General features: G+C 40.9%; 28 protein-coding genes. 7 read left to right on the top strand and 21 right to left on the bottom strand.

The annotated features are described in order from the left end of the window. Positions 1–15: 15 nt before the first annotated feature. The 7 genes from atpA to HMPREF1128_RS01540 form a co-directional block, all read right to left on the bottom strand. Positions 16–1,557 carry a F0F1 ATP synthase subunit alpha gene (atpA, locus tag HMPREF1128_RS01570; RefSeq protein ID WP_007523514.1) on the bottom strand — a complete coding sequence of 514 codons (1,542 nt, stop codon included), beginning with the start codon at positions 1,555–1,557 and terminating at the stop codon, positions 16–18. Positions 1,558–1,569: 12 nt separating this feature from the next. Then, positions 1,570–2,103, bottom strand: coding sequence for a F0F1 ATP synthase subunit delta (gene atpH, locus HMPREF1128_RS01565; protein ID WP_007523504.1), 534 nt, complete (start codon positions 2,101–2,103; stop codon positions 1,570–1,572). A gap of 13 nt (positions 2,104–2,116) precedes the next feature. Next, positions 2,117–2,587: a F0F1 ATP synthase subunit B gene (gene atpF / locus HMPREF1128_RS01560; RefSeq protein ID WP_007523527.1), complete on the bottom strand. Its 471-nt coding sequence runs from the start codon at positions 2,585–2,587 to the stop codon at positions 2,117–2,119. Between the two features lie 58 nt (positions 2,588–2,645). Further along, positions 2,646–2,900 (bottom strand): F0F1 ATP synthase subunit C, encoded by a 255-nt coding sequence (gene atpE, locus HMPREF1128_RS01555; protein WP_005706613.1) that lies wholly within the window; start codon positions 2,898–2,900, stop codon positions 2,646–2,648. A gap of 124 nt (positions 2,901–3,024) precedes the next feature. Beyond that, positions 3,025–3,822 (bottom strand): F0F1 ATP synthase subunit A, encoded by a 798-nt coding sequence (gene atpB, locus HMPREF1128_RS01550; protein ID WP_007523533.1) that lies wholly within the window; start codon positions 3,820–3,822, stop codon positions 3,025–3,027. 29 nt (positions 3,823–3,851) lie between these two features. Further along, on the bottom strand, positions 3,852–4,232 hold the full coding sequence (locus tag HMPREF1128_RS01545; RefSeq protein ID WP_007523520.1) for an ATP synthase subunit I: 381 nt from the start codon (positions 4,230–4,232) through the stop codon (positions 3,852–3,854). 222 nt (positions 4,233–4,454) lie between these two features. Further along, positions 4,455–4,961: a TetR/AcrR family transcriptional regulator gene (locus tag HMPREF1128_RS01540; RefSeq protein WP_035529940.1), complete on the bottom strand. Its 507-nt coding sequence runs from the start codon at positions 4,959–4,961 to the stop codon at positions 4,455–4,457. A gap of 129 nt (positions 4,962–5,090) precedes the next feature. Between HMPREF1128_RS01540 and HMPREF1128_RS01535 the strand changes: the two genes are divergently transcribed. The 5 genes from HMPREF1128_RS01535 (at position 5,091) to HMPREF1128_RS01515 (ending at position 8,082) form a co-directional block, all read left to right on the top strand. After that, positions 5,091–5,294, top strand: coding sequence for a glycine zipper 2TM domain-containing protein (locus HMPREF1128_RS01535; protein ID WP_007523458.1), 204 nt, complete (start codon positions 5,091–5,093; stop codon positions 5,292–5,294). A gap of 21 nt (positions 5,295–5,315) precedes the next feature. Next, positions 5,316–5,681: a glycine zipper 2TM domain-containing protein gene (locus HMPREF1128_RS01530; protein WP_007523507.1), complete on the top strand. Its 366-nt coding sequence runs from the start codon at positions 5,316–5,318 to the stop codon at positions 5,679–5,681. A gap of 188 nt (positions 5,682–5,869) precedes the next feature. Continuing rightward, a complete protein-coding gene (locus HMPREF1128_RS01525; protein ID WP_007523541.1) occupies positions 5,870–6,586 on the top strand; it encodes an amino acid ABC transporter permease in 717 nt (238 codons plus the stop codon). Between the two features lies 1 nt (position 6,587). After that, complete coding sequence (locus HMPREF1128_RS01520) at positions 6,588–7,334, top strand: amino acid ABC transporter ATP-binding protein (protein ID WP_007523440.1); 747 nt, start codon at positions 6,588–6,590, stop codon at positions 7,332–7,334. A 127-nt stretch (positions 7,335–7,461) separates the two neighbouring features. Then, entirely contained in the window at positions 7,462–8,082 is a 621-nt protein-coding gene (locus tag HMPREF1128_RS01515; protein ID WP_007523573.1) for a tellurite resistance TerB family protein, read from the top strand. Positions 8,083–8,124: 42 nt separating this feature from the next. Here the strand turns inward: HMPREF1128_RS01515 and ureG are convergent, their stop codons facing one another. The 14 genes from ureG to HMPREF1128_RS01445 form a co-directional block, all read right to left on the bottom strand. Next, positions 8,125–8,760 (bottom strand): urease accessory protein UreG, encoded by a 636-nt coding sequence (gene ureG / locus HMPREF1128_RS01510; protein WP_007523484.1) that lies wholly within the window; start codon positions 8,758–8,760, stop codon positions 8,125–8,127. An 83-nt stretch (positions 8,761–8,843) separates the two neighbouring features. After that, positions 8,844–9,551 (bottom strand): urease accessory protein UreF, encoded by a 708-nt coding sequence (locus HMPREF1128_RS01505; RefSeq protein ID WP_007523578.1) that lies wholly within the window; start codon positions 9,549–9,551, stop codon positions 8,844–8,846. Then, positions 9,536–10,093, bottom strand: coding sequence for an urease accessory protein UreE (gene ureE / locus HMPREF1128_RS01500; RefSeq protein ID WP_007523516.1), 558 nt, complete (start codon positions 10,091–10,093; stop codon positions 9,536–9,538). Before ureE ends, HMPREF1128_RS01505 begins: the two co-directional genes overlap by 16 nt. Before the next feature lie 253 nt (positions 10,094–10,346). After that, positions 10,347–10,967, bottom strand: a complete 621-nt coding sequence (locus tag HMPREF1128_RS01495) for a glutathione S-transferase (protein WP_007523414.1) — start codon at positions 10,965–10,967, stop codon at positions 10,347–10,349. 37 nt (positions 10,968–11,004) lie between these two features. Next, complete coding sequence (gene ureC / locus HMPREF1128_RS01490; RefSeq protein ID WP_007523468.1) at positions 11,005–12,723, bottom strand: urease subunit alpha; 1,719 nt, start codon at positions 12,721–12,723, stop codon at positions 11,005–11,007. Positions 12,724–12,734: 11 nt separating this feature from the next. After that, positions 12,735–13,040: an urease subunit beta gene (ureB, locus tag HMPREF1128_RS01485; RefSeq protein ID WP_005629499.1), complete on the bottom strand. Its 306-nt coding sequence runs from the start codon at positions 13,038–13,040 to the stop codon at positions 12,735–12,737. Between the two features lie 161 nt (positions 13,041–13,201). After that, positions 13,202–13,504, bottom strand: coding sequence for an urease subunit gamma (ureA, locus tag HMPREF1128_RS01480; RefSeq protein ID WP_007523545.1), 303 nt, complete (start codon positions 13,502–13,504; stop codon positions 13,202–13,204). 95 nt (positions 13,505–13,599) lie between these two features. Continuing rightward, entirely contained in the window at positions 13,600–14,223 is a 624-nt protein-coding gene (locus HMPREF1128_RS01475; protein ID WP_007523561.1) for an energy-coupling factor ABC transporter ATP-binding protein, read from the bottom strand. Between the two features lies 1 nt (position 14,224). Next, positions 14,225–14,824, bottom strand: coding sequence for an energy-coupling factor transporter transmembrane component T family protein (locus tag HMPREF1128_RS01470; protein ID WP_007523481.1), 600 nt, complete (start codon positions 14,822–14,824; stop codon positions 14,225–14,227). Continuing rightward, positions 14,821–15,432, bottom strand: a complete 612-nt coding sequence (gene cbiM / locus HMPREF1128_RS01465; RefSeq protein WP_007523441.1) for a cobalt transporter CbiM — start codon at positions 15,430–15,432, stop codon at positions 14,821–14,823. The genes HMPREF1128_RS01470 and cbiM overlap by 4 nt, the downstream gene beginning before the upstream one ends. Continuing rightward, positions 15,432–15,926: a peptidase associated/transthyretin-like domain-containing protein gene (locus HMPREF1128_RS01460; protein ID WP_007523522.1), complete on the bottom strand. Its 495-nt coding sequence runs from the start codon at positions 15,924–15,926 to the stop codon at positions 15,432–15,434. The genes cbiM and HMPREF1128_RS01460 overlap by 1 nt, the downstream gene beginning before the upstream one ends. A gap of 11 nt (positions 15,927–15,937) precedes the next feature. Further along, positions 15,938–16,636 carry a DUF4198 domain-containing protein gene (locus HMPREF1128_RS01455; RefSeq protein WP_007523557.1) on the bottom strand — a complete coding sequence of 233 codons (699 nt, stop codon included), beginning with the start codon at positions 16,634–16,636 and terminating at the stop codon, positions 15,938–15,940. Between the two features lie 181 nt (positions 16,637–16,817). After that, positions 16,818–17,597, bottom strand: coding sequence for a transporter substrate-binding domain-containing protein (locus tag HMPREF1128_RS01450; protein ID WP_007523454.1), 780 nt, complete (start codon positions 17,595–17,597; stop codon positions 16,818–16,820). A 113-nt stretch (positions 17,598–17,710) separates the two neighbouring features. Further along, positions 17,711–18,184, bottom strand: a complete 474-nt coding sequence (locus tag HMPREF1128_RS01445) for a YchJ family protein (RefSeq protein ID WP_035529933.1) — start codon at positions 18,182–18,184, stop codon at positions 17,711–17,713. Between the two features lie 427 nt (positions 18,185–18,611). On the opposite strand from HMPREF1128_RS01445, the gene mnmG reads away from it, so the two are divergent. Together mnmG and rsmG are read left to right on the top strand one after the other, a co-directional pair. Then, on the top strand, positions 18,612–20,504 hold the full coding sequence (gene mnmG, locus HMPREF1128_RS01440; RefSeq protein WP_007523424.1) for a tRNA uridine-5-carboxymethylaminomethyl(34) synthesis enzyme MnmG: 1,893 nt from the start codon (positions 18,612–18,614) through the stop codon (positions 20,502–20,504). 10 nt (positions 20,505–20,514) lie between these two features. Continuing rightward, on the top strand, positions 20,515–21,129 hold the full coding sequence (gene rsmG, locus HMPREF1128_RS01435) for a 16S rRNA (guanine(527)-N(7))-methyltransferase RsmG (RefSeq protein WP_007523436.1): 615 nt from the start codon (positions 20,515–20,517) through the stop codon (positions 21,127–21,129). Positions 21,130–21,189: the final 60 nt, after the last annotated feature.

Below are 21,189 nucleotides of genomic sequence, written 5' to 3'. Positions count from 1 at the left end.
TCCGCTAGTTAGTGATTACCATGCACCGTTCTTTTTGAAGTTCTCAACGATAGCTTTTAATTGATCCTTGATTGAATCGTTATAATCGCCAGATTTTGCTAAATCCTTCATAAAATCAGCATGGTTGCTATTAGCGTAAGCCAATAATGCAGATTCAAATGAGCCAATACGCTCAACATCCACATCATCTAAGTGGCCAAATTCAGCAGCAAATAAAACAAGCGCTTGTTCACTTACTGGCATTGGCGCAAATTGTTTTTGTTTCAACAATTCTGTTACTTTTTGACCGTGAGAAAGTTGTTTACGAGTTGCATCATCTAAATCTGACGCAAACTGTGCAAACGCTGCTAATTCACGATATTGCGCTAATGCAGTACGGATACCGCCTGATAATTTTTTAATTACTTTGGTTTGTGCCGCAGAACCTACACGAGAAACAGAGATACCTGGGTTTACTGCAGGACGAATACCTGAGTTAAATAAGTTAGATTCTAAGAAAATCTGACCATCGGTAATCGAAATTACGTTTGTCGGTACGAATGCTGAAACGTCACCCGCTTGAGTTTCAATAATTGGTAATGCTGTTAAAGAACCTGTTTGACCTTTTACCGCACCATTAGTGAAACGTTCTACATAATCTGCATTTACGCGTGCTGCACGCTCTAGTAAACGAGAGTGTAGGTAGAATACATCCCCTGGGAATGCTTCACGACCTGGTGGACGACGTAATAATAATGAAATTTGACGGTAAGCGACTGCTTGTTTAGATAAATCATCATAAACAATTAACGCATCTTCACCACGGTCACGGAAGTACTCACCCATTGCACAACCAGAGTATGGTGCAAGGTATTGTAATGCCGCAGATTCAGATGCTGATGCCACTACAACGATAGTATTTGCTAATGCACCGTGCTCTTCTAATTTACGCACAACGTTCGCAATAGTTGAAGCTTTTTGACCAATTGCAACATAGATACATTTTACGCCAGAATCTTTTTGCGCGATGATCGCATCGATTGCTAACGCTGTTTTACCGGTTTGACGGTCACCGATAATTAACTCACGTTGACCACGACCAATTGGTACCATTGAGTCAACCGCTTTATAACCAGTTTGAACAGGTTGATCTACTGATTGACGGTCGATAACACCTGGTGCAATTACTTCTACTGGAGAGAAGCCATCGTGTTCCACTTCACCTTTACCATCAATTGGCTGACCTAAAGTGTTTACCACACGACCTAATAAACCGCGACCTACTGGTACTTCTAAAATACGACCGGTACATTTTACTGTCATGCCTTCTGCTAAATCAGCATAAGGGCCCATCACTACCGCACCAACAGAATCACGTTCTAAGTTTAATGCGATTGCATAACGATTGCCCGGTAATTCGATCATCTCACCTTGCATTACATCAGCAAGACCGTGAACACGAATAATACCATCGCTTACAGAAACAATTGTCCCTGTGCTTTGTGCTTCGCTTGCCACATTAAACTGGGCAATGCGTTTTTTAATCAATTCACTAATTTCAGTTGAATTTAGTTGCATTTTTTATTCCTCTTACAAGCTCAACGCTTGATTTAAGCGGTTTAATTGCCCACGGCTACTACCGTCGATGACGACATCATCATACTGAATGATTACCCCTGCAATAACAGACGGGTCAATTTGGCTATTTAAACGCACTTTTTTACCTAAGCGTTTTTCCATCGCTTGAGCGATTTTCTTTTCTTGTGCTTGACTTAATTCGCTAGCTGAAACCACTAACACTTCTTTTACCGCTTCATGCTCTGCACGAAGTTCGCTAAATTGCGCGAGTACGGATGGAAGGATTGCAAGGCGTTTATTTTCAGCCATCACACGAATAAAATTTTGCCCATATTGATCTAGCTGGTCACCGCAGACATTGCAAAAAAACTCTGCAATTTGACCGCTTGCAAGCGAAGATGAGAGATAATCTGCCACCTGCTCATTTTCCGCTACTGCGGCTGAAAAGGTAAGCATCGCTTGCCATTTATCCAACTGACCTTGTTCTAAAGCAAAATCAAACGCTGCTTTAGCGTAGGGGCGAGCTACTGTACTATATTCTGACATCTGCCCCACCTTATTATAGTTCTGCAACTAGCTTATCAATAATGTCATTGTTTGCCGCTTCATCAATAGAACGACCCACAATTTTCTCTGCACCAGCCACGGCTAATGCTGCTACTTTTTGACGAAGCTCTTCTTGAACACGTTTACGTTCGCTTTCAACTTCCGCACGACCTTGTTCAATAATACGCTGACGTTCCACCTCAGCCTCTGCTTGCACAGATTCTAAAATTTCATTACGTCTTTTCGTTGCTAAATCAATAATTTTTTGAGCTTCTTCTTTAGCTTTAAGGATTTCTTTATCCGCTTCAGCTTTTGAGTCTGCTTGCTCTTGTTTCGCTTTTTCCGCTGATGCTAAAGCGTTAGCTATATTTGCTTGACGCTCTTCAATCGCTTTAATAAGCGGTGGCCATACATATTTCATACAGAACGCCACAAAAAGGACGAATGCAATAAGTTGGCCAATTAGTGTTGCATTTAAGTTCACAACGCCTCCTATAAAGTTAGTTAAATTACCCGAAGGTAACGCCTATTATTTATAGGGATTAGCCTAATAAACCGATGAATGGGTTTGCGAAGATGAATAATAATGCAATACCAACAGCGATCATTGCGATAGCATCTAAAAGACCAGCAACGATGAACATTTTAGTTTGTAAGCTGCTTGCTAATTCAGGTTGACGAGCAGAAGACTCTAAAAATTTGCCACCTAAAAGTGCAAAGCCAATTGCAGTACCAAGTGCTGCGAAAGCTAATAAAATTGATGCACCAATAATAGTTGCTGTGATTACTGATTCCATAATGTTCTCCATTAAAAGATTGAGGAATTAGCCTCTCGGCTAAGGTTTTGTTTAAGTTAAAGAAAAATACAAGCGGTCTAATTTTTGCAAAATTTCACTAAAATTCCACCGCTTATGGGTTCGTTTAATGATCCGCTTTGTTATAAGCGATACTCAAGTAAACAATCGTTAGCATCATAAAGATAAAGGCTTGGAGCGTAATAACCAAAATGTGGAAAATTGCCCAAACTAAATGCAATGGAATACCCAATGCTTGCAATGCAAAATTGTCTGCCATATACATTACTGCAATTAAGATGAAGATTAACTCACCTGCATACATATTACCGAATAGACGGAACGCCAATGAAATCGGTTTTGCTAATAATGTTACGCTTTCAAGAATGAAGTTGACAGGAATAAATGCCCAGTGATTAAAAGGGTGGAGCGTATATTCTTTTACTAAACCACTAAAACCTTTTGATTTCACTGTGTAGAAAAGGATTAAGCCGAATACACAGATTGACATACCAAGTGTTGCACTAATATCTGCAGTTGGTACAGCACGTAAATAGTGAACACCGAATAATCCAGCGAATTGAGGAAGAAAATCAACAGGAACTAAGTCGATGGCATTCATCACAAAAAACCAACAGAAAATGGTTAATGCTAATGCAGCCACTTTATGACGGATATGGTGAGAGGCGTGAAGGTTATCTTTGACTAAACCATCAACCCAGCCTACAACGATTTCAACAAAACATTGTAATTTACCCGGTACGCCCGTTGTCGCATTTTTTGCCACTTTACGGAATACATATAAGAAAATGAGCGCTGATACGATCGAGAAGAATAACGTATCTAAATGCACGTTCCAAAAGCCATCACCTGTGGTTGCAAACGTAAGGTGGTGACCAATATATTCAGCAGTATTTCCAGCCATAATAAGTCCTTGATAAGGTAAAGGTAAATTTAAATTTGTTTGGACAACCACATCGGAATGAGGTTATTCAATAAAAGCGTTATAAAATATCCGGCAAAAAAAGGAATTGCTTGAAAATTTGGGATTCCCAGAAAACTAACAACAAGCCCTGACACAACGATAAACCACTTAATTCCTTCGCCTTGATAAAAAGCGGTCATTTTTTTTGCTTGTTTGACTAATTTTCTAAAGAAAACCCAATAAACAAAAAAATAGTGGGCAATAAATATAATTAAAGAACCACTTAACACAGAAAGCATCGCTTGGGGTTGCCAAAACTGCGTAATGGCAATCATCAATCCAATCAATACTAATTGAATTTTAAAGGCTTTTAGGTACCGTTGTTTTGCACGATTGATTACAGCAGACATCGCTTAATTTCTCATTTTAAAAATAGGCGAAACTCGCCTCTGTAAATCAATAAAAATCAACCCTAAATTATACGGAACCTTACGGAGTATTCAACCAAAAAATACGCAATTCGGGGCATAATTTTAAATAAATTGTTAAAAATCCGTTAATAATTAGCCAAACTAGTTAAAAACTGAAAAATTTCTCCAAAAAATGGGCATTTTCCTTACGCTTTTCAAACATTACTTTTCTAAAAATTGACCTAAGACAGTTTGTAAAATAACGACCATTTTTTCAGCAGATTCTTGACGACCTCGTCGAATCCATTCATCGAGTGCACCGAAGCAGATCCCCATAGTCATCGATTTTGCATAAGCTTGAGTATTTGGTTGCTCTGGCTGGGCACCTGTAACGGTGCGTAAATAATATAAAAAGAGGTGAGAAAGATTTTGCTGATAAAGTAAATCAACCGTTTCATGTAGGTAATCAATAGATTTAAACATCGCAATCAATTTTTCTTGCGTGCTTTGTGCTTGGTATTTTGAAAACGCATCCATTGACTTATCAAAGAGATATTTCACTAACACCTCCTCTTTAGAGTCAAAATTACGATAAAACGAAATTCGACTCACACCTGCTAATTTTGAAATTTCAGTAATAGTAATCTCTTCAAAGGGTTTCTTTCGCATCAAGATAAACAACGCCTCGGTGAGGCTTTCTTTTATCACAAAGTTCAAATTTTTTTTCATACTGTTACATTTTGGTGAGTTTGTTTCAGTTTTGGGCGAAAGTATTGACGGTTATTTTTAAATCCCGAAAAATACGCCCAGTTTTAGCGCGTCATTTAGACATTTATTTTTAACTACTCGGAGAGACTCATGAAAAATTTAGTGAGCAAAATGTTAGTTTTAGTGGTTGTTGCTTCATCAGTGACAGCTTGTGGCCTGAGAGGTTCACAACGAGATACCGCAACAGGTGCCGTACTTGGTGGCGTAGCCGGCGGACTAATTGGAGGAAATACTACCTCTACTGTGGTCGGTGCAGCAGTGGGTGGCTTAGTCGGTAGCCAGTGGAATCGTTAATCACCTTTATGTGAGGTCACTATGAAAAAATGGATCATAAAAGGCATTGTATTAAGCTTATTTATGGGGGCTAATGCACAAGCATTAACACGTTCGCAACACGATACTGCGGTGGGCGCAGTATTAGGTGGGGTTGCTGGCGCAGTAGTGGGCAATGATGTTACCTCAACCATGGCAGGCGCGGCGCTTGGTGGTGTAGTGGGTAGCCAATGGAACGCGCATAAAGAAGAGAAAAAACATCGTGCTGAGCGTGAAAGAGAACATCGCCATCATCACGAAGGCTTCCGCCCTGCGCGTTATGAATATGATGATTTCGATGACCGCCACCACAAACCACATAGACCAAAACACCATAAACATAAACCACATCATCACGATGATGATTAAATAAAAATAAATTCATTCAGTTAGCAAAATCAAAATAACTTTATTCAATCCAATGAACCAAACGGCTAAGCTTTATGACAAAGTTTAGCCGTTTTATTTTACCGTTTTTTAGCCTTTTAGACGTCTAGACATATACAAGCGGTCATTTTTTACTTACAATCGGCAAAAAATTTAAAAAGGATATTTTTGTGTTAGAACAACTCTTAATGAGCCTTCCATTTATGGATGCTGCGCGTGCTAAGCTCGTGATTGATGCTTTTTGGCCAATGGTTGAAGCTGCCGTGCTAGTTTCCATTCCCCTTGCGATTGCTTCTTTTATTATTGGAATGATTATTGCCGTGGTAGTTGCGCTCATCCGCATTTCACCTTCTCACGGTATTGTTCATCGTCTATTGCTCGCATTTGTGAAAGGCTATATTTCTATCATTCGTGGCACACCAATGTTGGTGCAAATTTCTGTGGTGTTCTATGGTCTTCCGGCTATTGGTGTTTTCATCGACCCAATTCCAGCTGCGATTATCGGCTTCTCACTGAATATTGGGGCTTATGGTTCAGAAACGGTGCGTGCTGCCATTTCCTCAGTGCCAAAAGGACAATGGGAAGCAGGCTTTACCATCGGTATGACCTATATGCAAACCTTCCGCCGTATTATTGCACCACAAGCATTTCGCGTTGCCGTGCCACCATTAAGTAACACATTTATTGGTTTATTTAAAGACACCTCACTTGCCTCGGTGGTTACTGTTACTGAAATGTTCCGCGTTGCTCAACAAATGGCCAATATGTCTTATGACTTTTTACCTGTTTATATTGAAGCTGGGCTAATTTATTGGTGCTTCTGCTGGGTACTCTTTTTAATTCAAGCGAAACTAGAACATCGCTTTAACCGATTTGTGGCGAACTAAGATGATTAAAATAAGCAATATTCACAAAACCTTTGGTGAAAATACCATTTTAAAAGGGATTGATTTAAACATTGAAAAAGGGCAAGTGGTGGTCATTTTAGGACCTTCCGGCTCAGGGAAAACCACCTTTTTGCGCTGTTTAAATGCGTTAGAAATGCCAGAGCAAGGCACAATCACATTTGAAGATGGCGCGCCATTAACGATTGATTTTGGCAAAAAACCGAACAAAAAAGAGATTCTAGCCTTGCGCCGTAAATCAGGCATGGTGTTCCAAAACTATAATCTCTTTCCGCATAAAACTGCGCTCGAAAATGTGATGGAAGGGCCTGTTTTTGTTCAAGGAAAAAACACAGCTCAAGCAAAATCAGAGGCTTTAGCTTTATTAGCGAAAGTGGGGTTATCTGATAAAGTGAATCTATACCCATTTCAGCTTTCGGGCGGGCAGCAACAACGTGTGGGCATTGCGCGTGCATTGGCTATTCAACCTGCTTTAATGCTTTTTGATGAACCTACTTCCGCACTTGACCCTGAATTGGTGCAAGATGTGCTCAATACCATGAAAGCACTTGCTAATGATGGTTGGACAATGGTGGTGGTAACACACGAGATCAAATTCGCATTAGATGTTGCAGACATTGTGATTGTGATGGATGGTGGCGTGATTGTGGAACAAGGTTCGCCAGACCAGCTCTTTAATCATCCACAACACGAGCGGACTAAACGCTTCTTGCAACAAATTCGAGCGTAACCCTATAAACAAGCGGTCTAATTTTGTAAAAGTTTTGCAAATTTAGACCGCTTGTCTTTTGAACAGGGAACTTCACCCCCATTTTAGCTACTCATGTTTACTATCCCACGATAAAAAGGAAACTGATATGGACTTTAACAACATTTTAAATCAGGTGCTTAACGTAGCAAAAGAAACCTTCAACGACACTAAAAACGGCAATAGTACGCAAGATAAAATCACTAAAGTAGGTGGTGGCGCGGCGGCACTTGGGTTGCTTTCTATGTTTTTAGGCAGAAAAGGAGGTGCAGGTTTAGCTAAATTAGGATCACTGGCAGCATTAGGTAGCCTTGCTTACCAAGCTTATCAAAAATACCAAGCCCAGAATCAGCCTGCACAAGAGGCATTAAATGAAAGTGCATTTCAGCTGACCGATCAGGCAAATATTATTTTACAAGCTATGATTTCAGCCGCTGCTGCTGATGGTGAAATTACGGAAGAAGAACGCCAAGCCATTCTTCAAGAAGCAGGCGACGATGTAGAAGTGCAACAATGGCTAAATCAAGCGATGGCTAATCCATTAAGTGCTGCACAAATTGGGGCAAAAGTGGAAAATAATCCGGCAATCGCAGCGCAAGTTTATTTAGCTGCTCGCGTTGTGTGCAAAGAATTAAGTCGCAAAGAAATTATCTTCTTGGCAAATCTTGCAGAAGCCTTACATTTAGATGAAGCGCTAGTTGAGCAACTTGAAGCGCAAGCAGGTTTATAAAAAATTAAAGGAGAGGTTAACCTCTCCTTTTTTTTCTACTAACTAACGAATTAACGTTTTCGGCTCTTCCACATTTTTCAATAATGCGTATTTTTCAATCCAACCAATCACGCCATCTAGATTTTCTTTTTTCATTAAGTTGGTAAAGATAAACGGTTGGCCGTTACGCATACGACGCGCATCACGTTCCATGATACTTAAATCAGCACCAACGAATGGGGCGAGATCAGTTTTGTTAATCACTAATAAATCTGAACGAGTAATACCTGGCCCACCTTTACGCGGGATTTTTTCACCTTGTGCGACGTCAATCACGAAAATAGTCACATCCGCCAAATCTGGGCTAAAGGTTGCAGATAAGTTATCACCACCAGATTCGATAAAGACGATTTCTACATCGGGAAAACGTGCAACCATTTCATCGACTGCTTCTAAGTTCATTGACGCATCTTCACGAATTGCCGTATGGGGGCAACCGCCCGTTTCCACGCCCATAATACGCTCTGGCGGAAGTAGGCTGTTTTTCGTTAAAAATTCCGCATCTTCTTGGGTATAAATATCGTTAGTGATCACCGCTACGCTATAGCGGCTTGCTATTTCACGAGTCAGTTTTTCAATTAACGCCGTTTTGCCTGCGCCAACAGGGCCTGCTACGCCAATTTTAATGTAGTTACGCATAATGTTCCTTTTGTGTTGATTATCGTAGAGGCGCTTTTTATATTCTCAACGATAAGTAAAAATTCAATAAAAAATGACCGCTCTTACGACATATAAAGTCGCGTATAAAGCACTTCGTGCTGCATGGAACGGATGTCATTTGCGAGCGTTGCTGCACCTAGCCATTCTTCGTCGGGGGCAAGGCTTAATTCGACAGCTTGCAAGAGTGCACTACGCAAATCAAACAGAATATCTTGCCCATCCATTTGGCTGAGCGGAATGAGTTTCACGCCATTGGTAATGGTACCAACTGCCGCATTGTAGTAAAACGCATACAGGGTATCCGCTTTGCTGAGCCCCATCGCTTGCGCTACCATCGCAAACACAATCGGGAAATAACCTTGCACGGTTTTATTCTGAATCGCTTGCTGAAATTGGCTCAACATCGGGTGTTGTTCATAGCGGATAAAAATTTTTAATAACCGCACGCCGAGTTTAAAACTGCCTTCGCGACTTTCTCGCGCAATTTTGGTCGCAGATAGCGAATGGTCTAATTCGCACAAACGGTCAAAATCATTGGTAGCCATGGCTTCAAATGCGAGCGAAAGATAAGCGCCATCGTTATACACCCAGTTTTGCAAAAGCTGTGTTTGCACATATTCTTCTAAGCTTGGTTTCGTTGAAACAACACCTTGTTGAACAAAAGTTTCTAAACCGTTTGAATGGTTAAATCCCCCGATTGGCAAAGTCGGGTCAACTAAGTGCAACAATGCGCCTAAATCTGCCAGGCTTCGGTTTAATGTTGGTGCCAATTGCCGTCTCCATGATGGTGATAGCCATGATGATCGTGCGAATGACTATGCGAATGCCCGTGCCCTTGTGCGGAGTTCGCTCTTAACGCTTGGCTTAAACGGCGTTCAGCTTTTTGCGGATGAAATCCCGCGGCTTGTAACCATTCGAACATCGGCTTATCGTAAGGTAATGTCACTTCATCACCATCTAAAAACAGCGGAGAATGTTTATTGCCTATTTCATAACAAGCTCGAGCCATTTCTGGCAAGGTTTTCGGCGATAGCACAATCACTTCACTCGGTAAAATTTCAATCGCAATCACTAATTCATCGCTGATAAACACCACATCATCGTGTTTTAAACGTTGCCCTTCTTTGAGTAGGCGAAATGCCACTTCACGTCCAGTATTTGTGGTTTTACGCAGAATATTGCGCTCGCTTTCATACCACTGCAATGCTACGCGTTCAATGACTTGATGTGTAATTTTGCCTTCAGTTTGGAGGCTAGTTAAGTCACCTAAAATGGTATCCATAATAGGCAGAATGGGGTTGAGGATTTTCATATTTTATATTGTTTAATTTCTTCGTTAATTGAGGCAGCCAAATCTCCCCCACCCCTCTTTGCTAAAGAGGGGATTTTCTTTATAAATTTGCTGTCATCTGACTAATTTATATTTGCCATATCAAAGTAGAACAATGATATAAAATCTCGCTCGTTCTTTCCCCTCTTTAGCAAAGAGGGGTAGGGGAGATTTGGCAGAAGGAAAAACAGAGAAATTAGGTTATTTAGACCAATTTCGTAACGCAAAAAAATGGTTACAAAGTTGGCTTTGTCTCGCTTAAAACCTCATATTTTTCATTCATCTCTGCCGCCCAAGCGGTTAAATTTGGAAATTCTTTTGCAAGATCTAATCCAATTTTTTCTGCTCTAAACAAGAACCAATCAATGACTGCAACAGCCATTAACGTACCAATGTTTAATTCCGTGCCAAACGGTTTTAAATCTAGCTCAAGTCTTGCAAAACTTTGACGATTGCGCTCAGTTAGTTGTTGATGACGAGCTGTCCACCATTCACTTTCAGGGCGAAGCATTTTTTCAGCCATCATCGGCACGGTATTTTCCATAATGCCATCGGCTAAATTATGCAACGCTAACGCTGCCCAGCGTGGTTTGCCGCTTTCTGGAATGAGTTTAGGCTCTACCTTGCCTTTTTGATCGAGATATTCGCAAATGAGCAAACTGCCATAAAGCCAATTACCACAATTACGTTCTAACGCTGGCACTCGTCCTAGGGGATTTGCCTGATTATGCGGAGAGCTTGCATTAAATGATGAACCAATTTTAATCAGTTCTGTTTTGTCTAAGAGTTGTTGATATTTCAACGTTACCAGCACTTTACGTACATACGGGCTGGTGGTGGAGTACCAAAGTTTCATTGTAAATTCTCCTCAAAATTTTACCGCTCTTTTCTGCTTAGAACATAAAATATCGTTGTCCTAATGGCACCGTATCCACAAGTTCACAGGTAATTAGTTCACCATCTACACGCACCTCATAGCGCTCTGGATCCACCGTGATTTCAGGTGTTGCATTGTTGTGAACGAGATCTTTTTTACCCACGCTGCGGCAGCCTTTCACGGCAATGGTTTCTTTGTGTAAACCGAATTTCGCACGAATATCGGCTTTTTCAGCGGCTTGCGAAACAAAGAATACCGCTGTTTGTGCTGTTGCCAAGCCTTGTGCACCGTACATTGGACGGTAGAATACAGGTTGCGGTGTTGGAATAGAGGCATTTGGATCGCCCATTTTTGCGTAGCTAATAAAGCCTTTTTTAATTACTACTTCAGGTTTTACCCCAAAGAACATCGGTTTCCATAACACGATATCTGCAATTTTGCCCACTTCTAATGAACCAATATGATCCGCAATACCGTGTGCAATCGCAGGATTGATGGTGTATTTCGCAATGTAGCGTTTAATGCGAAAGTTATCGTTTCCGTCATTACCTAGCTCACCACGTTGCATTTTCATTTTATCTGCAGTTTGCCATGTACGAATAACGACTTCGCCAATACGTCCCATTGCTTGAGAGTCAGAACTCATAATCGAGAAGACGCCCATATCATGCAAAATATCTTCTGCTGCAATAGTTTCAGGACGAATACGGCTATCGGCAAAAGCTACGTCTTCCGGCACGCGTTTATCTAAGTGATGGCAAACCATTAACATATCTAAATGCTCATCAATGGTGTTTTTCGTAAACGGACGAGTCGGGTTGGTTGAAGCAGGTAATACGTTTGGATACATCGCTGCTTTAATGATATCTGGAGCATGACCGCCACCTGCACCTTCCGTGTGGAAGGTATGAATCACACGTCCATTAATTGCTTTGATGGTATCTTCTAAGAATCCACTTTCATTTAGCGTGTCAGTGTGAATTGCCACTTGAATATCCATTTCATCTGCCACTTTTAAGGCAGAATCAATTACTGCAGGCGTTGCGCCCCAGTCTTCGTGGATTTTTAAGCCTAATGCGCCTGCTTCAATTTGTTCGCGTAGCGGATCTAAAGTTGAGCAGTTGCCTTTACCAAAAAATCCTACGTTGACTGGTAAAGCTTCTGCCGCTTGGAACATACGTTCCATATACCATGCACCAGGTGTACAAGTGGTTGCGTGTGTACCATCAGCAGGGCCTGTTCCGCCACCAATTAAAGTCGTAACCCCACTTTCAATCGCATGTTGTGCTTGTTGCGGACAAATAAAGTGAATGTGGGTATCAATACCACCAGCGGTCGCAATTAAATGTGCGCCATTATGTACTTCCGTGCTTGCACCGATAATCATGTTTGGCGTGACATTATCCATGGTGTCAGGGTTACCTGCTTGTCCAATACCGACAATACGCCCATCGCGAATACCAATATCGGCTTTGATAATGCCTAATTTAGCATCAATGATCATCACATTGGTAATCACAAAATCTAATACATTCGGATTGTCGCGAGTTGCCGTACCACTTTGCGCCATGCCATCACGCACACTTTTACCGCCACCAAATTTACATTCATCACCTTTGGTTAATAAATCTTGTTCAATGGTTGCCCATAAATTGGTATCGCCTAAACGGACTTTATCGCCAACGGTTGGGCCATAAGTTGCTACATATTGTGCTCTTGAAATTGTTAATGCCATTTTGCCCTACCTTATAATTTGCCATCAATTTGATTATGGAAGCCGTAAATGGTTTGCGAACCTCCAAAAGCGACTAATTCTACCGATTTTACTTCACCTGGTTCAAAACGTACGGCATTGCCAGAAGGAACATTTAAGCGCATTCCGCGCGCTAAAGTGCGGTCAAATTTAAGGGCGTTATTGGTTTCAAAGAAATGGTAATGGGAGCCGACTTGGATTGGGCGGTCGCCTGAATTAGTTACTTCGATTGTGACGGTTTTTCTGCCAACATTGGCAATAATATCACCTTCAGCTAATTGATATTCACCTGGGATCATTTTATTTAAATCCTTCTATTTTAAAATTTTTATGAAAGCTCCCCTCTTTGAAAAAGAGGGGCTGGGGGAGATTTTTTTTGCGTTATAACTTTACGCACAAAGTCGAATTTTCTTCTGCCCAATCCCCCCTTTCCCTCTTTGCTAAAAAGGGAAATTTTCTTTTATCTAATCGGATTGTGCACGGTAACAAGCTTCGTGCCATCTGGGAACGTTGCTTCAATTTGAACTTCGTGTACCATCTCAGCGATGCCTTCCATCACATCTTCAACGGTGAGCAGGGTTGCTCCATATTGCATGACTTCAGCCACACTCATGCCATCTCTCGCCGCTTCTTGCAAATGACTTGCAATGTACGCGATTGCCTCAGGATAGTTTAATTTTACGCCACGCGCTTTGCGTTTTGCCGCCAGCTCACCAGCTAAAAAGAGCATCAATTTCTCTTGTTCTCTTGATGTTAAATGCATATAAACCTTCTTTATGTGATTGTTTTGTCAAATTTTACGCCTTTCGGCGTGATTTATCTATGGCTTAGGATAAGCTCCAACACCATTGAAATAGCTTAGAAACGCACGATTCTATCGGCTAAATTTTCGCTAAATGCGAGATCGTGCGTAGCAATAATCATGGGCTGTGGTAAGTTCTTTAATAAAGCGGTTAATTTTGCTTTATTTTTTGCATCTAGCCCATTGGTTGGCTCATCTAATAACAACACTTGCGGTTGCATGGCTAGCACGCCCGCTAATGCGGTAAAGTTTTTTTCTCCCCCAGAAAGCAAATTGACTGGACGATCTTTAAGATGCGTGATGCCTAATTTTTCAAGTTGTATCAGGGCAATATCAAAGGCTTCTTGCTCGCTTTTGCCTTGGTTTAAACAACCAAACGCCACATCCTCTAGCACGGTAGGGCCGAAAAGCTGATCTTCTGCATTTTGAAAGCAAATCCCCACTTGATGCCCACGAATTGGCACAAAATCAGCCTCTTTTTGGCATTTTTGCCCAAACCAATAAAGGCTACCTAAAGCTAACGGCACAAAACCCAATAATGCTAATAAGAAAGAAGATTTACCGCTCCCGATTTCGCCTTGTAAGACCACTTTTTCGGTATCGGCTAACGTAAAATTTAAGTCAGAAATGACCGCTTGTTGATTGCGAACAATGGTTAAATTTTCGGTTTGTAAAATCATATTAAATGTTAAACCCTCTCGCTTTCATCGCTTGTTCGGCTTTTTCTGCTTTGACCATTGCATGAATTAACAACAATGCCACGCGCTGCGCATACACTTTTAACGTAAAACGGTTGCAGTGAGGTTGGAAGCCACGGGCTTTCATAGCCATCTCCATTTTGTCATTTAATTCGCCTAATAAACTGATGTAACGAATGCTCAAAACAAACAGATGAATCAATTTCTTCGGCAAAGGCAGTTTGGCAATGGCTTGTACTAAAAGCGTGTCAGTAATGTGATGGAGTAACAACCAAATTGAAAGCACAATGAGGTTCATCCTCAGGCTAATCAGCGTTGCTTGTGTGATACCTAACGGATTAAGCACAATCCCATTCGGTTCAATTTTCCAGCTTAATGTGAGCCAAATCAGTAAACTAAATAGATTGAGTTTAAGCCAACGTTTCAGTAAATGTTTTGGCTGATGGCTATGCAAAAACACCACGCAAACAGCCATACAAGCGGTCAAAATTAACAGGAGATTTACCGATTGAATGGCGCTAATCGCAATGCTAAATAAAAAGGCATAAATTAGCCGATAATGAGGGGAAAACAGCGTTTTCATTCGGCATTCTCAAAAGCGGAAGGTAACATTTTAGCTAGCGTGAGCAATACGCCAACACTAATTAAACTATCAACAACGAATACAGGTAAATGAGAAACTAGCAATAAACTAATTAAGTCGTGATATTGATTGCTGCCATCAAAAGCTAATACGCATGAGGCCAGTAGTGCGGCACCACCAACACCAATTACCCCAGATAAAATGCCACTCACGATGAGCCGCTGGCGACAAAAATTTGCTTTTAGCCACGGGAATACACAGAGTCTGACCACCACCGCAGGTAGTGCCATAATACACAGATTGACGCCCAATACCGCCAAGCCGCCAAATGAAAACATTAAGGCTTGCAAAGTTAATGCTATCAGAAAGGCAGGAAATACTCGCCAGCCTAGAAATAAGCCAGCAATGCCATTTAAGATGAGATGCACACTGCCAATTCCAACCGGAATATGAATGGTGCTCGCGACAAAAAATGCTGCTGAAAACAACGCGGTAAGCGCAAGCTTATCACCAGTCATTTTTTTCAAGCCAATCGCTAAACCTAGCACCGCTCCAACAGCACCAATTAACAAGGTACTGCTATGCAATACGCCTTCAGATAAGTGCATTAGTCGCGGCCTCGTTTGTTTTTTAACAGCGCCCAAAAACCGAAGAAACCAAGAATATAACCAATGCTTCCTAACACATCTCGCCAATAGATTTTATTTTTAAGCTGGTCAATTTCTTCTCGTAACAAAGTGATTTCCGCAGCACTCACTGAAGCAGAGGTATTTGTGGCAACCGCTTTAGCTTGCACGACCGCCTCAATACGATGCCCCTCAATCCCTTCCACCACAACCGTAAAAGTGCCGGTTTGATTCAGGGGCAAGCTAAAATGCCCTGAAGCATCTGTTTTACCATAAACAGTCGGAGTAGTTTCCCCCGTTTTTATCACTTCAACATAGGTTTCAGCGGCAGGAGTTTGATCGGAATAATAGGCTTTACCAGAAATGGCATTACCATCATAGTCTGCAAATAAATGCAGACTATGTGCCATCGCCGAATTGGTAAAAAACAAGCCTAAAATGACCGCTTGTTGCAAGATTTTGGGAGAAAATTTCATCCAAATGCGCCTTAATTCACATCAAAGGTCAGCATATATTCATATGAACGATCGGTATAATCCGGATTATCTGTAACCTTCTCTTCAAACTCCGCCCACACTTTATTAAAACCTTTAGTTGGTGTGAATTTAGCGATGCCTTGCGCATTGGATAGTTCAAACGGTTTATCTTCGCCTAAACCCACTTTAATTCCTTCAACTGGTTTGCCATTTTTCAATACTAAAATCTCTAACGGCTTACCTGCTTCTGGTTTGCTTTGTGGCACTAATTCATAGGTCATATTGTGATACTTGGTTGCATTATCATCCCATTTCACAATTGATTTACCCAGTTTAATGGGGTTGATAGAAAGTTCCGCTTCAGGAACTTCACGTTTGGTTTTCTCGACGTATTTACCGCTCGGTAATTTTGACCAGACACCATTATTGAAAAGCGCGTAATAAATGACTGCACCTTTATCACCAACAACTGCTTCGCCTTTATTACCTTCTTTAGTTTGGAAAGCAAACTGCGTATCGTGAACCATCCCTTTTTCATCAATATAACGAACGCGCTTGACTTTCGCTTCAGGGTAAAATTCTGGGGTTTCATGTCCGAATTTCAGCACATACTGTTGATTTGCGGTTGGTTCAAACCAAACATTGTGGGCTTGAGCGGAAAATGTTGCACAAAGTGTGGTTAAAAATAAGGATAATTTAAGTGTTTTCATAAGGATTCTCCAAATCACCTAACGTGGCGCGAATTTTAACTTAAAATATCTACTCTTTAAAATTAAAATCACTAATTTTAAAGTGAAGCGGATTTTGAATAACAAAAAACAAACAAGCGGTTAAATTTGCAAAACATTCTGCAAACTCAACCGCTTGTCAATGAAGCTTAACGAGCAAAAACTATTTTACGCTAACATCTTGACCGAAAAATTGCTCGCCTAATTTTTTCAATGTTCCATCTTTTTGCAATTCAACAATTGCTGCATCAATTTTCGCTAAAGCTTCTTGGTTACCTTTGTTTGCCACTAAACCTGCTCCAACTTTGTCAGCTGATTGCCATACAATCGCTAAATCTGCTTTTGGATTTTTCTTTAAATAATCCAATACAGCTAATGAATCATTAAAAGTGACATCCGCGCGTTTAGTTTCAATCACTTTAATACTTTGTGCTAGCCCATCAACTGGAACAAGCACTGCTTCATATTTCTTCGCTAATTCACCATAGTTTGAAGTTAGAGATTGCGCCGCTCTTAAACCTTTTACCTGTTCTGGTGCAGTAATTTTTGATTCTTTAGGTGCTGCAAGCACAGCGCCAGACCAGTTATAAGCTTCTGATTTATCAAAAGTAGCTTGGCGCTCTGGAGTGGTTAATGCCACTTGATTTGCTACTAAGTCAAAACGTTCAGCTTTTAGCCCCGCCAACATTGAATCCCAGTTGGTTTCTTTAAATTCGACTTTAACGCCTAATTTTTCTGCGACTGCACGTGTTACTTCAACATCATAGCCGGTCAACTTACCGCTTTCATCATGATAAGTGAATGGCGCGTACGTGCCTTCTGTGCCAACTGTAATGACACCTTTTTGATTGATTCTCTCAATTAAGCTCTCTTTTGCCATCGCAAATGAAGAGGTGGCTAACGTTGCCGCAACTAATGTTAATGCTGAAATTTTCTTGAACATAAATACTATCCTTTTATGAAACCTGTCAAAATTGGTTGCTAATGTAGAAGGGAACTTGCGCTCGTGCAAATAACTAAAGGTTATATATTTAAATGAAATGTTTGGTTCTTCCGTTAACGAACTAACCAAGCGCCACAACAATGTTTAAATTTTTTCCCTGAACCACAAATACATGGCTGCTTTTGATTCGGTAATAGCACAGTCGGATCAACAAAGTACCAGCGATTTTCAATTAACACAAAAAGAGAGTGTTCTTCATGCGCGTCAATGCCCGTTTCCGTTTGAAAAAATGCTTTGAAATGTACCAAACTATGTTTGGGCGTGATGAATGGCTGGTGACGTAGAATTTCAAGCCCTTGCCAATTTGTTTCTTCTGCCCAATTTTGCATCGCGTGTTGATCTAATAACGCCTGTTGGGCCGGAACTGCCGTTTCCACAATATAGCCAATATGACACAACGTATAAGCACTATAGCGTGAACGCATTAACACATCTGCACTTTCTGCTTGTGCAGTGTGCTGATGATAAGGAGCGCAGCAATCCGAATAACGTTGACCAGATTGGCAAGGACACATTGATTTAATCATATTCTTTCTCTCAAATTTTACTTAATGGAATAAAAAATCAGCAAACAATAAAAAAGCGTGACAAACCCCATGTGGATAACTTTGTGAAAAGTTTACAGAAAAGCTGAGCGTTTTCTCTCAATAACTTTCCACAGATTTTTAGCTGTGGATAACTTACTATTTTATCCACAACCTATTCCGATAAGATAATCAACCTGAACTCAACTTTATTTCGTAATTAAACTATTGATCTTATTTTATATTTTAAGGTTATCCGCAAAAAAATGATCTGCTAATAATGATCATAATAAAGATCTTTAAATAGATCTATTCTATTTATAGCGCGATCTAAAATTTAGATCTTAACTCTAATAAAAATGCCTTTTCCAGATTGCATCATTTTAAGGTAAAATGCGCCTCTTATTAGATTGAAGAAAAAGAAGGCTATATGATTTATCAAGAACAATATGACGTCATTGTTGTCGGTGGCGGCCATGCCGGTACGGAAGCTGCATTAGCGCCAGCACGTATGGGATTAAAAACGCTATTATTAACACATAACGTTGATACGCTCGGCCAAATGTCTTGTAATCCGGCAATTGGCGGGATCGGTAAAGGACACCTTGTTAAAGAGATCGATGCAATGGGTGGTGTAATGGCGAAAGCGACCGATGTGGCTGGGATCCAATTTCGTACATTAAACAGCTCAAAAGGGCCTGCGGTTCGGGCAACTCGCGCTCAAGCCGATCGTGTACTTTATCGTCAAGCGGTTCGCACTACATTAGAAAACCAACCTAATTTAGATATTTTCCAGCAAGAAGTCGTTGATATTTTAGTTGAAAATCACCGCGCTTGTGGTGCGGTAACCAAAATGGGCTTAATTTTTAAAGCGAAAACCGTCATTTTAACGGCAGGCACTTTCTTGGCAGGAAAAATTCATATCGGGTTAGATAATTATACTGGTGGACGCGCAGGCGATCCTGCTGCGACCGTATTAGCAGAAAGATTACGTGATCTGAATTTACGTGTTGATCGCCTAAAAACAGGAACGCCACCTCGCTTAGATGCGCGCACAATTGATTTTTCTATTCTTGCTCAACAACATGGTGATGCAGAGCTGCCAGTGATGTCATTTATGGGAAAAGTGGAAGACCACCCACGCCAAATTCCTTGCTATATCACGCACACAAATACCCAAACCCATGACATTATTCGCGCGAATTTAGATCGTAGCCCGATGTATACTGGAATTATCGAGGGGATCGGTCCGCGTTATTGTCCATCGATCGAAGATAAAGTCATGCGTTTTGGTGATCGTAATGGACATCAGATCTATCTGGAACCTGAAGGGCTTTCAACGATTGAAGTTTATCCAAACGGTATTTCAACCAGTTTGCCGTTTGATGTTCAAATGGGCATCGTCCACTCAATGAAAGGTTTAGAAAATGCACGCATTATCAAGCCAGGCTATGCGATTGAATATGACTATTTCGACCCTCGTGATTTAAAACCGACGCTGGAAACCAAAGGGATTGCAGGATTATTCTTTGCAGGCCAAATTAACGGCACAACAGGATATGAGGAAGCGGCTGCACAAGGCTTATTGGCTGGCATTAACGCAGCTTTACAAGTTCAAGGAAAAGAACCTTGGTTCCCAAGCCGTGATCAGGCTTATACCGGTGTATTGGTCGATGACCTTTGCACGTTAGGAACGAAAGAACCTTACCGCGTCTTTACCTCTCGTGCGGAATACCGTTTGTTACTACGTGAAGATAATGCAGATATTCGTTTAACGCCGATTGCTCATCAATTTGGACTAATTGATGAAGCGCGTTGGCGTCGTTTCAATGAAAAAATGGAAAATATTGAGAAAGAGCGTACACGTTTACAACAAATCTGGGCACATTTGCAGATGGCAAATTTAACCGAGTTGAATGCCATGTTAAATAGCCCATTAGCGCGTGAAGCGAGTGGCGAAGATTTAATTCGTCGTCCTGAGATGTCTTATGAAAAACTGACTCAAATTGAGCCATTTTCGCCAGCCTTAGCCGATAAACAGGCCGCTGAACAAGTTGAAATCATGATTAAATATCAAGGCTATATTGAACATCAATTAAATGAAATTGAGCGCCATAAACGCCATGAAAATACCCTAATTCCTGCTGAGTTTGATTATGACAAAGTTGATAGCTTATCCAACGAAGTTCGCGCCAAACTAATGCAACATCGCCCAGTTTCTATCGGGCAGGCTAGCCGAATTTCAGGGATTACACCAGCTGCGATTTCTATTTTATTGGTCAGTTTGAAAAAACAAGGGATGCTTAAACGCGGCGAACTTTAAGGTTGGTAGAATGAAAGCAAAATTAGACCGCTTGCTAAATCAAGCAAATTTGCAATTAACAGAAAAACAGCAGCAACAGCTGCTGGATTTTGTTCGCCTTTTAGATAAATGGAATAAGGCATATAACTTAACATCGGTTCGTGATCCGCAAGAGATGTTAGTTAAGCATATTATGGATAGTTTGGTGGTTAGTGAACATCTAGAAGGTCAATCTTTTATTGATGTGGGGACTGGTCCTGGGCTTCCGGGTATTCCATTAGCGATTATTAACCCGGAAAAACAGTTTGTACTGTTAGATAGCTTGGGTAAACGGATTACGTTCATCAAAAATGCGCTACGCGAGTTAGGGATTAGTAATGTCACGCCTGTGCAGAGTCGTGTTGAGGAATATCAAGCAGCGCAATTTGATGGGGTGTTAAGCCGTGCCTTTGCGTCTCTTGAAGATATGGTTAATTGGTGTTATCACTTGCCAAATGATACGGGGCGATTTTATGCACTAAAAGGTGTTTATGATGAGGCTGAAGCCAGTGCTATTACGCGTGCGGTTTGTGTGGAAAAGGTGATTCCACTACAGGTACCTGAATTAGTTGGTGAACGCCATTTAGTGGTATTGAAAAAAGCATAATAAAAACGCCAGGAAGTTAACTACTTCTTGGCGTTTTTTATAATTAAAGTATTAAGTATG

The sequence above is a fragment of the Haemophilus sputorum HK 2154 genome, from assembly GCF_000287615.1.
GTDB lineage: Bacteria > Pseudomonadota > Gammaproteobacteria > Enterobacterales > Pasteurellaceae > Haemophilus_A > Haemophilus_A sputorum.
The sequence above is the reverse complement of the archived record's forward strand: the minus strand, read 5'-3'. Positions and strand labels throughout refer to the sequence as shown.